We start from the raw sequence: 15,819 nt of genomic DNA, 5'->3' as shown, positions 1-15,819 counted from the left end.
TACAATAAAATATGCACAAACAAAAGCGGATAGTTGCTTAACACAACTATCCGCTTTATGTTTTAGTTTATAAGCATGTAATTAGCTTTTGGTATGAATGTGACTCACTACTATTAATGTCTATCTACTACTCATTGTTATTTATCGTTCTTTAATTTTGATTGAATGATCTGCTCTACCATAAGCGCTGTGCCCATCGTCAACGCTATAGGGAACAACATTTCTACGGAGAAACGCGTCAACTCAAGCATAAACACACAAGATGTCATAGGCATCTTCTGTGCGAGACCTAAAAACGCTACAGCCCCTATAAAGGCGGCCATCCCTAAAGATATAGGGGCAACTGCAATGGACCATATAGTACCAAATACAATAGCTAATGTACTACCTAACATCATAGATGGTGTAATACGACCACCGTAAGCACCTGCCGCCAAAGCGAGTAATACTGCAACCCATTTAGCCCCAAATAATCCTAATGCATAAGTCCATGTAATATCATTTGTAAAGGTCAACTCATTACCAGCCTTGCCATTACCGAGAATTTCAGGGAAGTACATAGCCATTACACCGATAAGTGTAAATGCAACGATTGATATAGGAATCATAACAGGACTACTGCGATGAATGGCAGGTAATTTACTTTGTGTTATATTAAATAATATTACACCGACTGCTACAATGGCACCTAAGGCAATAGAAAACTCTACATAATTACTACCCAAACTAGGCTGTGCCATCGTATATTGAATAACGTCCCCTACACCAGCTTGCCGAGTCACAAAGGTAGCTAAGCCACAGCATACTAAAGCAGCACTCATAGCTCTAATATTCCAAGTAAGCAGCAATGTTTCCAAGGTAAAAATGGCCGCTGATAAAGGTGAATTATAGACTGCAGCAAGACCTGCCCCTGCGGCACAGGCAATTAAGAGTTGACGGTCCTCTTTTTTTATATCAAAATGATCAACTAAAAAAGTGGTGATCCCTGCGCTTGCTTCGCGTGGTGCAACCTCTCTACCGAGGGGAGAACCAATACCTACGGTAATAATTTGCAATGTAGCATGTAAAACAGTAGTCATGGGATTCATATCCATTTTTCCTGAAACGGCTGCCTTAATATCTACAACACCTTTACCATAGCGATGAATAAGGAACCAACCTACACCCCCTACTACACCACATATAACTAAAGGAATCAAACGCTCTAATGGTGAAACACGCGCTACAGCGGCACCAAAACTCAGATGGTCAGCGGCAGAATAGTTGTATACAAACTGTTGAATTCCATGTAATAAATGTGTATAAAAAGCACCTATTAACCCTGCTATAAAACCAACTATAATAATGAGCCCAATAACTCGTTTATCAAATGCCATACCTACTCCATTGCCAATACAATTTCCCCAGCCGCTAATGTCTTTTTCACATCTATAATGCGTTGATTCGATGATCCTCTAAAACGTAAGGCTGGGTCTCTAAGTTCGTCTACAAAGCGACCATCTACGAGGATATCAATTTCCTGTAATAAAGCACTTCGCAACTCATCCTCTAAAATATCATCTATTTCATACCCTGAATAGGCCCAAATTTTCTTTTCCGGTGCAGCCCTTCGTACAGCTCTTACTACAGGTAATAAACCTTGTACATTTTGGAAAGGTTCTCCACCCAATAAAGTTAAACCTGAGCAGATAGGATTCTTAACATAAGAGACAACTAGATCTGTTTCAGCTTGTGTCCATATTTTACCGGCATTAAAATCTTGGTATTCTTCGTTAAAGCAGTTATAACAACAATGCGTACATCCAGTCACAAAGATAGATGTACGAATACCTTCTCCATTGGCAATATCATATTGTCTTATTTGCCCATATCTCATCATAACCTCCATAGTAGCGCATATCAAATGATCTACACTATATAGATATATTTCTATTTCTCACAAATACAGTAAAAGCTGTGCCTTAGGCACAGCTTTTACCATGTATTTATGATAACTATAATTCTAATAATTTTAAATGTGCATTACCCGATCTTTGATTTCTTTAGTACGGCCTTCATTCCAGAAGTTTTCCCCAAGGTAGCCACATGTACGGCGAATAACAGTTAATTTATCGCGATTCGTATTGTGACATCGAGGGCATTCCCATTCGTTATGTTCATTTACCTTGATTTCTCCATCAAAACCACATTCATGACAATAATCGGATTTCGTATTAAACTCAGCATAAGAAATGTGATCATAAATATATTGAATCATGGTCAAAATAGCTGGAATATTATTAGTCATATTTGGAATTTCCGCATAGGAAATACAGCCACCTGTAGATTTCTTTTGGAACTCAGATTCAAAGGCAAATTTATCAAATACATTAATCTCTTCACGAACATTTACGTGATAGCTATTAGTGTAATACCCTTTATCTGTAATATCTTCAATAACACCAAAACGGGCACGGTCTAAAGAAGAGAATCGATTTGTTAAGCTTTCAGCAGGCGTACCATATAAGCCAAAACCAAGGTTATGTTTATCATGCCATAAATCAATAGCGGCATTTAGACGATCCATAATTTTCATAGCAAATACACGGCCTTTTTCGCCTGTATTAGACTCACCTGTAATCAAGCGAGTAGCTTCATAGATACCGATATAGCCAAGAGAAATCGTTGCATAGCCGCCAGATAAGAAACGACCAATTTTTTCACCTTTTTTAAGGCGTGCAATAGCACCATGTTGCCAGTGAATTGGAGACACATCACTCACTACATCTTTCAAAAGATTGTAGCGTAATAACAATGCTTTTTCTGCTAATTCAAGACGTTTATCTAAAATTTCAAAATATTTTTCTTCACTACCGCGAGCCAAAATACCAATTTGTGGCAAGTTTAAGCTTACAACGCCCATGTTAAAGCGTCCATCAAATTTGTAGTTTCCTTTTTCATCCTTCCAAGGAGATAAGAAGGAACGGCAACCCATTGGACTAAATACATTCCCTTCATAGTTTTCCTTCATTTTTTTAGCGGAAATATAATCTGGGTACATCCGTTTAGCTGTACATTGTGCAGCCAATTCAGTTAAGTAATAGTATGGGCTATCTGGTGTTACATTATGTTCGTCAAGAACATAAATCAACTTAGGAAAAGCTGGTGTAATATATACATCAGCTTCATTTTTTACGCCTTTAATACGTTGACGTAAAATCTCTTCCGTAATGAGAGCTGCTTCCTTAGCGTATTCGTAATCAGGTTGGAAATACATAAATAATGTAACAAATGGAGATTGACCATTTGTAGTCATCAATGTATTAATTTGATACTGGATAGTTTGAATACCATCCTTAACCTCTTTGCGCGTACGGTTCCAAGCAATTTCACGAGCCTTTTCCATATTAGGCTCCATGCCATAAACCTCAACTTGTTCTTCAATAACATTGTTAAGGATTTTCTCATAAGACTTACGTACAAATGGCGCCAAAATACGGTCAATGCCATTAATACTTTGACCACCATATTGACCAGATGCAACTTGAGCAATGATTTGCGTTGTAACTGTACATGCCACTTGGAACGATTTAGGTGTATCAATTTTCTTACCATTGATTACCGTACCATTTGTAAGCATGTCTGCCAAATTGATTAAGCAACAGTTAAACATGGGCTGAATAATATAGTCCATATCATGGAAATGAATGGCACCACTATCATGAGCCTCTAAAATATCCGTAGGAATTAATTTACGACGCGCAATATCCTTAGATACCTCGCCAGCAATTAAATCACGTTGAGTAGATACAATCGCTGCGTCCTTATTAGAATTCTCATCAAGAACACTAACATTACTGCGATCTAACAAACCAATTACATCATCATCTGTAGTATTTTGACGACGTTTAAAAGCTTGCACAGCTTTGTAACCTTCATAGGCACGTGCCGTTGCAGGATTATGATACTCAATCAACTTATAATACACTTGATCTTCAATAGCATAAATTGTCATATCTTTTTGGAGCTTTTGAGCATATTCTTCTATTTCATCTGCAATACGCTGTGCTAACCCCTCTTCGTACAACCCTGTACTACTATGCTCAGCCTTTTCAATAGCTAAAGCAATTTTGTTTTTGTCGAAAGGTACCTTTGTACCATCCCGTTTGATGACCTGCAACATATTGGCAACCTCCCCATTTTGTTACCGCTGAAAAATATGTTAAGACATAGAAAAAAGTATGGTAAACCATACTTTTTATAAATTTATATGTAAAAATGTAAAGAATTATTAGAAAACTCTCTATTTCTACCGCCTCCTCAGTATACTATATATGGTGGTTGTTTTCAACCCAAAATACAATATAAAGTAAAAATAGGTCCTTTCACCCATGCCAATATAGCATGAATAAAAGAACCTATATAAATTATAATGCGAAGCCAAATAGACGTGTCAAGAAATTGGACTTTTGACCGACCCAACTTGATGGAACAGCTGGATAGAATGTGCGATTAGCCAAAAGATCACGCTCATTAAGATGAATATTTGGGAGCAAATCTTTTTTATATGTGCTATCCAATTTAGAAATTGCTTCTACATAACCTTGATGCGCTTGTACATCTCTTTCACTGCTATAACCAGTACCAAAGAAATGAATCAAACCATTGCGATACAATTCAATAGCTCTTTGATAATTAGCATTATTGTGATTAAAAGATGCCATATTGCATTGAATCAAAATGCCTTTATCTACCCACTCTAATAGTTGTTCTGGTTTAGTGAATAATTGTCGGTAAGATTCTACTTCACTAATAATAGGAACAATGCCCATATCTAGTAAGCTTAGTAACCATGTATTAATATGGTGAACCTTACTATTTTCAGGTAATGCTACTAACATAAAATGGCTATTACCCAACAAATACTGATTGCGATGAGCAACGATATATTCAACCATTTCATCACAAAGTAAAACGCGAGCACCACTGTGAATAGTAACGTCTACTTGTTGCTCACTTACTGCAAGTTTTACATCATTCAATGTTGTTTCCATTTCATCCCAAGTATTCATATCCATAGATACTATTACATCAGGTGTACTGAAAATATCTGTAATTCCTTGTTCAGCCAAAGATTTTATCATTTTTACTGATTCTGCCATTGTTTGTGGCCCTTGAGGCCCTAACACAGCTGGCAAAATGCAACCATGTAAGTCAACCACGCGATTCATAATCTTTCCCTTCTACTTACGATAACCCCTTACAGATATCGTCCCCTTTTATAAAATTCATCTTTATCTCATTTAACTTTCATTTTATATTCATGATTATAACAGGGTAAAAGTCGCTTGTATAGTGGTTTTTATATAAAAATAGATAAATTATAATGTGTTCATTTAATAATTTATTTAAATTTTCATCTTAATTTCATTAAAAATGCCTCATAATCTTTGTGATTATGAGGCATTTTATACTCATGTTGTATATTAGCAACAGTTTATTTTTTATATATGCTTTTTTTCTGACCTATTCTATAGACTAACTTTACTAAGAATATACCAATAACAACACCTATTGTATCAATAACAACATCGAAAAATTGAGAGCTCCGACCTGGTGATAATATTTGTATAAATTCATCAAGAATAGCTATAGCCATCCCTAGACCAATCGTTTTAAATACGGTTCCATACTCAATATAACGACGTAAGATTGCATATAAAACGCCACCAAGGATTGTAAACTCCGTGAGATGTGCTAATTTTCGAACAATCCTATTTAAAGCCCATATATTTCCGTGAAAGCCTAGATTATGTGCAATGGGAGCTAACTTCTCAGCAAAAATAAGGCTAAACCCATCAGACGAGCCTCCGTTTTGTAATGAATTATCCCATATAAAAAACACAATTAAACCCAACACGATATATAGTATCCAACGTTTCATACTACTCTCCTAAACGTCACAATACATATAACTAAATTAATCGCGGTCAAAAATATCTCTCGTATAAACCTTATCTTTCACATCTTCTAAAGATGGATCCCAACGATTAGCTACAATAACATCGCTGACGCGTTTGAAATCTTCAAAGTTACGAATCACTGGTGAATTGAAGAAGTCTTCGGCATCAAGAGTTGGTTCATAAACTACAACAGCAATGCCTTTAGCCTTGATACGCTTCATAACACCTTGAATGGCTGATGCTCTAAAGTTATCAGAGTTCATTTTCATCGTCAAGCGATAGATGCCAACAATTTTAGGATTTTTAGCAATAATAGCATCCGCCACATGGTCTTTACGTGTTCTATTCGCATCAACAATGGCGGAGATTAAATTTTGTGGTACATCATTGTAATTAGCTAATAACTGTTTTGTATCCTTTGGCAAGCAATACCCACCATAGCCGAAGGATGGGTTATTATAAAAATCTCCAATACGAGGATCTAAACATACACCATTAATGATTTGGCTAGTGCTAAGGCCCCGTACCTCCGCATAGGAATCAAGCTCATTAAAGTACGCCACACGCAATGCTAAATATGTATTAGCAAATAACTTAATAGCTTCTGCTTCTGTGGAATCTGTATATAACTGTGGTACATTTTCTTTAATAGCGCCATCAGCTAATAGTTGACCAAAGCGACGAGCACGATCAGAGTCTTCACCTACAACAATACGAGATGGATACAAGTTATCGTATAATGCTTTACCTTCTCGCAAGAATTCTGGGGAGAAAATTAAATTCTCTGTTTTAAACTCTTCACGCATTTGTACAGTATAACCTACTGGTACAGTTGATTTAATAATCATTACCGCATCAGGATTAATTTCTAAAACGGTTTTAATGACTTGCTCAACAGAAGATGTATCAAAGAAGTTCTTTTGTGGATCATAGTTGGTAGGTGTAGAAATAATTACATAATCCGCACCTTTAAACGCTTCCACAGGATCTAATGTAGCTTTAAAGTTTAATTCTTTAGTGGCTAAATATTCCTGCAATTCCGCATCTACAATAGGTGCTTCTTTGCGATTTAACATGTCCACTTTTTCAGGAACAATATCGAGGGCTACTACTTCATTATGTTGTGCTAATAATACGCCATTGGAAAGGCCTACATAGCCTGTACCAGCAATTGCAATTTTCATTTATTTGCCCTCCGTCATATAGAAATCTTTATACCATACAGCAAAACGTCTTAAACCTTCTCGCAACGTTGTATTTGGTTTGAAGCCAAAATCTTCTTCTAAGGCGCTCGTATCCGCATATGTAACAGGTACATCCCCTGGTTGCATAGGGACTAATTCTTTATGTTCCTCAAAATTATAATCTTCTGGTAGTACTCCAGCAGATACTAATTCTTCTGAAAGAATGCGTACAAAATCGAGGAGATTTTCAGGATTACTATTACCAATGTTATAAATAGCATATGGCGGTACTGGCAATCCATCAGCCCCGTTACGACGCTCTGGTGCAGCACACATAACCTTAGAAACGCCTTCTACAATATCATCAATATAGGTAAAATCACGTTTGCAGTTACCGTAGTTAAAGATTTTAATAGTGCCACCACTGCGCAAAGTATTGGTGAATCCGAAGTATGCCATATCTGGACGACCTGCCGGACCGTATACTGTAAAGAATCTAAGCCCAGTGCTCGGAATGTTATAAAGCTTTGCGTAAGAATAAGCTAGCAATTCATTGGATTTTTTTGTAGCCGCGTACAAGGATACTGGGTTATCTACCTTATGATCTGTAGAGTATGGGATTTGTTTATTCGCCCCATATACGGAAGAAGATGATGCATATACTAAATGTTCTACACCACTTTCACCATTGTCATAAGAATGACGACAAGCCTCTAAAATATTATAGAAACCAATAATATTAGATTCGATATAAGCATCTGGGTTTGTAATAGAGTAGCGAACCCCTGCTTGAGCCGCTAAATTCACAACAACGCGTGGTTTATAAGTAGCAAAAATATCATCAATAAAAGCCTTATCAGCAAGATTGCCTTTTTTGAAAATCCACGTATTTTTATTGTCTTTGCTCATCGCATCGATTTGTTGTAAGCGATAATCCTTTAACGCTACGTCATAGTAGTCATTAACAGAATCTATGCCGATAATTTGAGTTTCTTCTGCTTCAGATAAGAGGGACATAACGAGATTAGCCCCTACAAATCCAGCGGCTCCCGTTACAAGGATTACCGTGTTGTTTAAGTCTACATTTTTTGAAAGCATATGTACTCCTTTCATAGTTCTGTTAATTATGAGCGTTTTACTTTACCTAAAACTTTATTAATACCAGAAGTAATAATAGTACGCTCAGATGGAATGATACACAAAATAGCCACATACAATAGAACGCATAACAGCATACAAGCTATCGTCCACAGCACCGTATCATATAGATGTAAAATACTATACGCTAGTGCCCCAACTAACGATGCGATAATGAGATATACACTAATATTAGATAGTATGCGGAACGCACTCATATTGACGAATAGGGCCAAGAACAACATAGCTACAGCGAGCATTTCCATTCGCACTATAGAGCGAGCATACACAAAGGTAGTAAAATCATATTGAATACAAATATAAATAACTGGTATCAAAACAACTAAATGTAACACTTGAGTCCAGAACGATAGATTTGGCATGCCTTTAGCACGGAATATTTCAGAAATCAGATTCGCTGTAACAGTCATAATAGCTGAGCTCAATGCCCAAGAACCTAAAACGACCCCCGCCAATTTCCATTGAGGGCCAAGTAAAAGCTGAACAACAAAGTCTTGGAATACAAATAAACCTACACCTATAGGCACTAAGAATAAGGCCATATAGCGTTGGAATGTAAAGAATGTATTAGAAAAAGCCTGTTGATCATGTTGTACCCTACTTAGGGCTGCAAAAAGCACTGGCGCTAATGATGCTGTAGCCATAGCCATAACAGTTGTTACAATGGCCATCGGCATCTTATAAATACCTAAATAGTACGCATCCAGAAATCGACTGATAATAAAGGTATCTACCCATGCGGTAAGCCAAATGGAAAAGGCTTCCGCCAATGACCATGCACTATAGCTAAACATGTTCATAAAAACACGACCACTAAAGAATAAGCGAATTTGATTTCGTCTACTCTTTAATAAGGCTAATGCTGTAAATAGCTGAGCCCCTAACATACCAGCAATTAAAGACCAGTAATCGTACCCCATGAGCGCCATAGGAATAGATATCACTATAGGTGTCAAAATGGTTATAAGGCGAATATTTAGAAGAAACTTAAAGTTAAAGTCCCGTCTATACAAAGCCATCTGCACACTGCTAAAGGCTGATAGAGGTATCATTACCCCCATCACGGCCAGCGGTATGCCTAAACCATCATTACCTACTAGTACAGCCAATTCATCACGACCGATTATGATGGCGCCCCATAACAGTAAAGAAAGTACTAAATTGGCAATAAAGGCCACATCTGTGGCCTCTTGCTTTTCTTGGTCACTTTCAAACTCATGCTGTACAAGAAACTTTTGGAATCCCGCGTCAGCAAGCATTTCTGCAAAAGAGATAACCATCATAATTGTTGCCAATATACCAAACGCCGTCGGTGCAAGCATATGGGCCAATATTATATTTGTAAGTGGTGTAATAAGCTTTGCTAAAACCTCTGTTATGACAGACCATTTAGCAGCAGCTACGATTTTAGTATCCATTATTTTTTATTGATATTCTTAATGCCTCTTAAGAATAATTCATGATGAGCTTCACACTCTAAATAGTTTTGTATTGCTAAATAACTTGTAGGCCCCAAAATAAGTTGCATCAACTTACGGCCAAATAATGCATTAATAACACGTATAATAAAGGATCTACCTAAGAACTCACGCAAATAACGTTTTACATGAGTATCAGCAAAATCCTTATATGCTTGAGCAACAAAATGAGCATCTCTAATGTTTTCACTTCGCTTTTTATATTCTGTCAATGTTTCAATGGCTTCTGATTCAGTAGCCAAACGGGTGCCCCTTTCGGTACTACGAATTGGCACTTCAGATACAACAAAGGTATCCTTTGTAGCCTCTACACTGATTAATAAGGAATCTTTTACAAACTCCTTATGATGTATATAGAATTCGGAATTAAAGATAAAGTTACCTTGGCCATAAATAATAGTCCCCTTACCATAGTCCTCACGAGAACCTATACAATGACTATGTTGACAGATTACAAGGTCTGCCCCTTTATCAACAAATTTTCTGCAATATCTTTGTAACATTGGCGATGGATAGCGATAATACTCCTTTCCACCATGATATAGAACGATAACATAATCACAAGTTTTCTTTAAAGCTTCTACATCATCAAAGCTCTCTAATACATCAAATGGATTAGCCCCCATTGTATGACAAGAAGCAACGGTAAACTCATGTTCTGCACATAGGTAAAATCCTATACGTATACCTTCTTTTTCAAAGATAAATGGCTTTTTAGCTGCTTTTACATTAGCACCAGCACCTGCATTTTTAATATCATGCTTTTTTAATAACTCCAGTGTAGTAGTTAATCCTTCTACACCATGATCTAAGGAGTGATTATTAGCCAATGTTAAAAATATAGGTTCTAAAGCCTTATAACCATAGATTGTTTTTGTAGGAGACTTTAAATTATTACCAAATTTATTAATCGGAGTAGATGCATCTGTTAAAGGCACTTCTAAATTAAAAACATTTAAATCAGATTGCTTAAGAATTTCATATAGCTCTTTACCTACTAATGCTTCCCCTTTGCCCTCTTCAAACAAACTTTTATTGATATCCGTAGGAACGAAATCAGCTCCGATGTACAGTTTCAAGATGTAACCACTCCCCTAATTCATAATCTTTTGACATAGGACGAAACGTTTCTAATCCAGCACCAGGGAAAAATGTTAACTCTCCAATAAATAGGCGCCCTTTTATTTCGTAAAAATCAACACGTAAGAACGGACAATCCTTACTTAGCTCAGCTGTGAGACGTTTCATCTCCTCATAAGTAGCTGGCTTTGGAAACTCCGTAGGTAATGGAGGATAATGACCAAAATGAATCCCCATAGGCTCCCAATTGATATCATAGAAGTTCATACGAGTTCCAGTCTTTGAAAAGCGATCTGAACATACCACAGTTAGCTTTGGTTCTCCATGGAAGGAAAACATCTTATAGTCCAATAAATCATCACTGCCCAATTCTGAAATATATTCTTCTGCTATAATGCGACGTGGTACATTCTGATAAGGCCATTCTCTAGCAATTTTAGAATAATCACGTTTTAGAGATGCACTTAACTTCGCTTTAGCTGCTTCGAAGTCAAAAGATGATTTGTCTTTACAAATTACGATGCCTCCACTATCATGAGTTGACTTCAACACAAATTGATTTGGCAATGCATCGATATCAATATCCTCTACGGAATCCCATACAGCAAGTGTAGGAATAATATATTGATTTCCCACACGTTCCGCAATAAACTGTTTTGCTTCATGCTTATCAACCATAACAGTTTGAATAGGATTCCGGTAATTGACTTTTAGCCATTGTAATTTTTCACTGAAAGTTTTAGGATTCTCTAAATCTAAGGGATACCCCATATATTTAGGAAATATCTTCTTTAGAAAATCTTCATCAGATAAGTTATCATAATAGCCTGATTTAATCAGAACTCGAGTACGATAGTAAGGTTTTGTTAAAAAGGACATGCCAACTTTACACAATTTGCTGAGCTTCATTTTTACGTCCCTTCCGGAGCATTTGCACCTCTAAATAAAACAACATCATATAAAAATAAGTACTCTTACTTTCATAAGACACCATGCCCATATCCATTACAATTTGTGAAAGGAATAGAATGAGCACCATTACATATTCATTACTGTGGAAATCACGATAGCGAATTAAGTTATATGCCACATACAAATACATAGAATAATACGCCAATAAACCGATAATACCAGTACCGGCTAATAACTCAATGTAGTTATTGTGAAGGTAGTAGTTCTCCTTACCATATAGGAAGAATGTAAGTACAGATGGATTATTAACACCAACCCCAGTGATAGGAGATTGGTAGAATAAATCCCAACCAATATCCACTAAAGCCATACGAATGATAGTAGATGAGTCACCGCCAGTACCGGCAAAAGCTTCCACCATGCTAGACATACGATCTAATACTTCACCGAACATCGGTAATTGCAATACAGCAACACCTACGATAGTGAGACCTAGTAAAGAACCAATAATTTTAGCAATCGAATTGACTACATTGGCACTGCGTAAGCTTTTAAAAACAAAAAGTAATACTGTACCTGCTACAACGAATACAAGAGCCTTACGACTGCCTGTAGCAGCAAGAATACCTAATGTAGGTAATGCGATAATATGCCACCATCGAGGGCGATCATATAACATGTAATACAAGGTCATTACAATAGCATTAGCGCCCAAAAGACCTACTGTATTCGCATTTAATGCATCATTGGCAATACGTGCCGACGATGATAAGACAGTAATAAAATAATCTAAACCATAAAAATAAACAGTGTAAAAACAAACTATATAGCCTGTCCACATACCAATCTTTAATAATGTATCCACCGATTTTTTATCTTGATAGCACATGTATAAGATGATGAGCATAAAGAATATCTTGACGATGTCAAAACTTCGACTCATAGCTACAGACGTATCTATGGCATTAATCGCACTAAGGTAACAAGCCCCTATAAAGAGTAGCATATAACTATGCATCCAATTGAGCCGTAGCTTAATAACGCCCTGCTCTCTTATAAGATAAAAAATAATGAGCCCAAATAAGCATACAAATAATACATAGGCACCATAGTTCGCCTCGCCAAGGGCAAAGGAAATGGTCAACGACAACACTAAAAAGATTAGAGTTATGAACCATATCATGCGGTCAGCAAGAGCCGTTATATTTAACTTCAATGGTTCTCCTCCTTACAACTCATAAAACTTCTAACCAACGTTTTGCGATTTTCCACAATGGGAACTCATCGCGTACTTTGATGGCTTCTTGTGAAAGCTTAGTGGCTAATTCAGGATTTTTCAAGACACTGCGCATAGCTTCATACATAGCCTGTGTATCACCTACAGGTACAAGAATACCATTCTCTCCACTTTTAATTACCATACGAGCACCGCCTACAGGACAGTCTGTAACGACTGCGGGCAATCCCATGCCAAGGGCCTCTAGCATAGAGTTTGAGATACCTTCAAAGTCAGAAGAAGACACAAACATAGAACAAGGTGCTACTTTTTCTAAAATATTACTAGCAAAGCCTGGTAATAAAATTCTATCCTCTAAATTAAGAGATTTAATTTGACCTCGTAATTCATCTTCTAAAACACCTTGACCATAGATGACAAGTTTATACTCTGGAAACTCGTCCGCTAACATGCTAAAAGCATTGATCATCATAGGCAGGTTTTTTTGAGGATGTAATCGACAGGCTGTAACGATTGTCTTCTCACGCTCTCCATCAATTGGTGGTGGCAATTTACCATTAATAGGATTTGGAATAATAACACCACGCTTTTGGACAGATTCAGGGAAATAAGAGCGAGCGTCTTCTGTTTGGAATACTAGCGCATCGGCGAATCGGAACGCAAAATTACGCAACGCTTGTTGATGCCAACCGATAGGCACCTTACGCGGATTATTGCGTTCAGAAAAAACGATGCGATTATTTACAAACCAAGAACTAATAGCCAAGATAAAACTCGATGCAGACAAGAACGATAAGCATGTAGCATTTGGTCGAGTCTTCAAAATCTTGATTAATTCTTTTATTTCTTGCATAAAACGAATCACTTTATTAGAGCTAGTAGTATGAATTTGGATTTGCTCAATACCTTCCTCTAAAGCATATTCGTTACCATATCGATTAGGGCTTGTTTGGATAACCGTAATATGGTGACCATCATGTACCCATTGACGAGCTAACTCTGTTAAAATTCGTTCAGCCCCATCATTACCAAGGGAGATGGTGACAATAATAATTTCCTTTTTCATAAGCCTTCCTCTTGGATATATTCTGCTAGTCTTACATAGGCTTGTGCCATTGATACCTTAGGCTGCCAGCCTAAAGATTTTAACTTTTTAGAGCTTAAGAACATGTGAACGGTCGGAGCATAACCGAGCCCTTGCACATCTTCTGGAATATCAAAGATAACTTTACTCTTATCATCACTTACATGTGTTGCCACTAAATGAGCAATGCTAGCAATAGAGCGAGTCTCTTCATCATGACATATATTGTATGCTTCTCCTACTTCCCCTGATTTCATAAGGGTTAAGATACCTGTCAAAGCATCTGTAATATAGCAGTAATTAGACATAGAGTCGCCCTTTGTGTGAAGAACAATATCTTCATGCTTGAGAGCACTCTTAGTGAACTGCATGAATACGCGATTATCAGATACAGGAACACCTGGTCCAAAGGTTTGAGCTAGTCGAGCTATAACAGTGGGAACGCCATACTCGACCGCATAAGACTTGCAATAACATTCGCAGAGTCGTTTACTTTCAGAATAGGAACTACGTACATTTAGGTGATCAAGATAACCTAAGCGGTCCTCAGTCATCACTTGACCTGATTCATAGGGAACGCCATATTGCTCCATGCTGGATAGGTAAATAAGTTTTTTTACCTTTTTATGACGACTTAGCTCAAGCATAGCCTCTGTACCATGGATAGAGGTACGAATTGTCTCTACAGGATGTTCTACAAAAAATTTAGATTGTGTTGGTGCCGCACCATGCAGGATATAGTCACATGGCGTATCGATAGATTCTAATGAGCCATCAATAATAGTAAATGATTCATTATCTAAATACTCACCAAAAATAGTTTGTGCTTTATCATGGCTTCGCACATGACCAAGCACTTTTAAATCCAAGCCATAAGCTTCATTAGCAAGTATGAGTAGTTTAATAAACATAGAGCCAATAAGCCCTGTTGCACCCGTTACAAGAACGCGTTGATGACGGAGGAAATCAAAGTACTTATCTTCATGTACTAAAGCCGTTAACTCACGTTGGATAACGGAATTACTCATCTTCTAATCCTCCTAATTCACGGTTTTTAATAATACCCGTAAACATATAATAATCGGATGGTGTTGTAATTTTTATATTTTCAGTTTCCCCTATTACAGGGTATAAAGTGTAACCATAATGCATCATCATCGATGCAGAATCAATGAAATCATGTATTCCATCGTCTTTTGCTCGATCATGAATAGATAAAATATCATCTAATCTAAAGCTCTGTGGAGCCTTAGCCATAAGACATTCATTACGATTTAAAATTCCATTGATGGAACCATCTTGAGTAACCATAATTGTTTCGATAGCTGGAGTAACAGTAATAGCAGAACCCTTGGATTCAACAGATTCAATGTTTCGTTCAATAGTAGCACTATCCACAAGTGGACGAACACCATCATGAATCAACACAGTCACATCTTCATCCGGGAATAAACGCTTAGTCTCAACTAGCCCATTATATTGAGAGCCGAGAGCACTTTCACCGCCGGGTACAATGGACAAAACCTTTTGTAATTTTGCCTTTTCAATGAGTTGCTTTGTATGATCAATCCATTCTGCTTTGCAGGCCAGAACAATACCATCAATAGCCTCTGTTTGTTCAAAAACATCCAGGGTGTGAATTAAAATAGGTCTACCGTTCCATTCTAAAAATTGTTTCGGCGTCTTGCTGTTCTTCATACGAGCGCCTACGCCACCCGCAAAGATTACTGCTATTCGTTTCATA

Annotated in this window: 14 protein-coding genes; all 14 read right to left on the bottom strand. The window is 37.2% G+C overall.

Annotated elements, in window-relative coordinates; translation table 11 throughout:
- Positions 1–137: 137 nt before the first annotated feature.
- Complete coding sequence (locus VEHSUH06_RS03925; protein ID WP_105097850.1) at positions 138–1,376, bottom strand: chloride channel protein; 1,239 nt, start codon at positions 1,374–1,376, stop codon at positions 138–140.
- 2 nt (positions 1,377–1,378) lie between these two features.
- The gene (gene nrdG, locus VEHSUH06_RS03920) at positions 1,379–1,876 is read right to left on the bottom strand and encodes an anaerobic ribonucleoside-triphosphate reductase activating protein (protein ID WP_105097849.1); all 498 of its coding nucleotides are present in this window, start codon (positions 1,874–1,876) and stop codon (positions 1,379–1,381) included.
- Between the two features lie 135 nt (positions 1,877–2,011).
- Complete coding sequence (nrdD, locus tag VEHSUH06_RS03915) at positions 2,012–4,162, bottom strand: anaerobic ribonucleoside-triphosphate reductase (RefSeq protein WP_105097848.1); 2,151 nt, start codon at positions 4,160–4,162, stop codon at positions 2,012–2,014.
- 244 nt (positions 4,163–4,406) lie between these two features.
- Positions 4,407–5,210 carry a tyrosine-protein phosphatase gene (locus VEHSUH06_RS03910; protein WP_105097847.1) on the bottom strand — a complete coding sequence of 268 codons (804 nt, stop codon included), beginning with the start codon at positions 5,208–5,210 and terminating at the stop codon, positions 4,407–4,409.
- A 266-nt stretch (positions 5,211–5,476) separates the two neighbouring features.
- Complete coding sequence (locus VEHSUH06_RS03905; RefSeq protein ID WP_105097846.1) at positions 5,477–5,923, bottom strand: VanZ family protein; 447 nt, start codon at positions 5,921–5,923, stop codon at positions 5,477–5,479.
- Between the two features lie 36 nt (positions 5,924–5,959).
- The gene (locus tag VEHSUH06_RS03900; protein WP_105097845.1) at positions 5,960–7,126 is read right to left on the bottom strand and encodes a nucleotide sugar dehydrogenase; all 1,167 of its coding nucleotides are present in this window, start codon (positions 7,124–7,126) and stop codon (positions 5,960–5,962) included.
- Positions 7,127–8,224, bottom strand: a complete 1,098-nt coding sequence (locus tag VEHSUH06_RS03895) for an NAD-dependent epimerase/dehydratase family protein (RefSeq protein WP_105097844.1) — start codon at positions 8,222–8,224, stop codon at positions 7,127–7,129.
- A 26-nt stretch (positions 8,225–8,250) separates the two neighbouring features.
- Positions 8,251–9,702 carry a lipopolysaccharide biosynthesis protein gene (locus VEHSUH06_RS03890; protein ID WP_105097843.1) on the bottom strand — a complete coding sequence of 484 codons (1,452 nt, stop codon included), beginning with the start codon at positions 9,700–9,702 and terminating at the stop codon, positions 8,251–8,253.
- Positions 9,702–10,841 carry a CapA family protein gene (locus VEHSUH06_RS03885; protein ID WP_105097842.1) on the bottom strand — a complete coding sequence of 380 codons (1,140 nt, stop codon included), beginning with the start codon at positions 10,839–10,841 and terminating at the stop codon, positions 9,702–9,704. Before VEHSUH06_RS03885 ends, VEHSUH06_RS03890 begins: the two co-directional genes overlap by 1 nt.
- Positions 10,819–11,751 (bottom strand): ATP-grasp fold amidoligase family protein, encoded by a 933-nt coding sequence (locus VEHSUH06_RS03880; protein WP_105097841.1) that lies wholly within the window; start codon positions 11,749–11,751, stop codon positions 10,819–10,821. Before VEHSUH06_RS03880 ends, VEHSUH06_RS03885 begins: the two co-directional genes overlap by 23 nt.
- Entirely contained in the window at positions 11,729–12,970 is a 1,242-nt protein-coding gene (locus VEHSUH06_RS03875) for an O-antigen ligase (protein ID WP_105097840.1), read from the bottom strand. The genes VEHSUH06_RS03880 and VEHSUH06_RS03875 overlap by 23 nt, the downstream gene beginning before the upstream one ends.
- A 19-nt stretch (positions 12,971–12,989) precedes the next feature.
- Positions 12,990–14,057 carry a glycosyltransferase gene (locus tag VEHSUH06_RS03870; RefSeq protein WP_105097839.1) on the bottom strand — a complete coding sequence of 356 codons (1,068 nt, stop codon included), beginning with the start codon at positions 14,055–14,057 and terminating at the stop codon, positions 12,990–12,992.
- Entirely contained in the window at positions 14,054–15,103 is a 1,050-nt protein-coding gene (locus VEHSUH06_RS03865; RefSeq protein WP_105097838.1) for an NAD(P)-dependent oxidoreductase, read from the bottom strand. The genes VEHSUH06_RS03870 and VEHSUH06_RS03865 overlap by 4 nt, the downstream gene beginning before the upstream one ends.
- On the bottom strand, positions 15,096–15,818 hold the full coding sequence (locus VEHSUH06_RS03860) for a 2-C-methyl-D-erythritol 4-phosphate cytidylyltransferase (RefSeq protein ID WP_105097837.1): 723 nt from the start codon (positions 15,816–15,818) through the stop codon (positions 15,096–15,098). The genes VEHSUH06_RS03865 and VEHSUH06_RS03860 overlap by 8 nt, the downstream gene beginning before the upstream one ends.
- Position 15,819: the final 1 nt, after the last annotated feature.

Source organism: Veillonella sp. S13053-19 (genome assembly GCF_002959835.1).
Lineage (GTDB): Bacteria > Bacillota > Negativicutes > Veillonellales > Veillonellaceae > Veillonella > Veillonella rogosae.
The sequence above is the reverse complement of the archived record's forward strand: the minus strand, read 5'-3'. Positions and strand labels throughout refer to the sequence as shown.

Coding starts and splice junctions, on each gene's coding strand:
- VEHSUH06_RS03925 (WP_105097850.1), bottom strand. CDS start 1,376: ATGGCATTTGATAAACGAGTTATTGGGCTCATTATTATAGTTGGTTTT.
- nrdG (WP_105097849.1), bottom strand. CDS start 1,876: ATGAGATATGGGCAAATAAGACAATATGATATTGCCAATGGAGAAGGT.
- nrdD (WP_105097848.1), bottom strand. CDS start 4,162: ATGTTGCAGGTCATCAAACGGGATGGTACAAAGGTACCTTTCGACAAA.
- VEHSUH06_RS03910 (WP_105097847.1), bottom strand. CDS start 5,210: ATGAATCGCGTGGTTGACTTACATGGTTGCATTTTGCCAGCTGTGTTA.
- VEHSUH06_RS03905 (WP_105097846.1), bottom strand. CDS start 5,923: ATGAAACGTTGGATACTATATATCGTGTTGGGTTTAATTGTGTTTTTT.
- VEHSUH06_RS03900 (WP_105097845.1), bottom strand. CDS start 7,126: ATGAAAATTGCAATTGCTGGTACAGGCTATGTAGGCCTTTCCAATGGC.
- VEHSUH06_RS03895 (WP_105097844.1), bottom strand. CDS start 8,224: ATGCTTTCAAAAAATGTAGACTTAAACAACACGGTAATCCTTGTAACG.
- VEHSUH06_RS03890 (WP_105097843.1), bottom strand. CDS start 9,702: ATGGATACTAAAATCGTAGCTGCTGCTAAATGGTCTGTCATAACAGAG.
- VEHSUH06_RS03880 (WP_105097841.1), bottom strand. CDS start 11,751: ATGAAGCTCAGCAAATTGTGTAAAGTTGGCATGTCCTTTTTAACAAAA.
- VEHSUH06_RS03870 (WP_105097839.1), bottom strand. CDS start 14,057: ATGAAAAAGGAAATTATTATTGTCACCATCTCCCTTGGTAATGATGGG.
- VEHSUH06_RS03865 (WP_105097838.1), bottom strand. CDS start 15,103: ATGAGTAATTCCGTTATCCAACGTGAGTTAACGGCTTTAGTACATGAA.
- VEHSUH06_RS03860 (WP_105097837.1), bottom strand. CDS start 15,818: ATGAAACGAATAGCAGTAATCTTTGCGGGTGGCGTAGGCGCTCGTATG.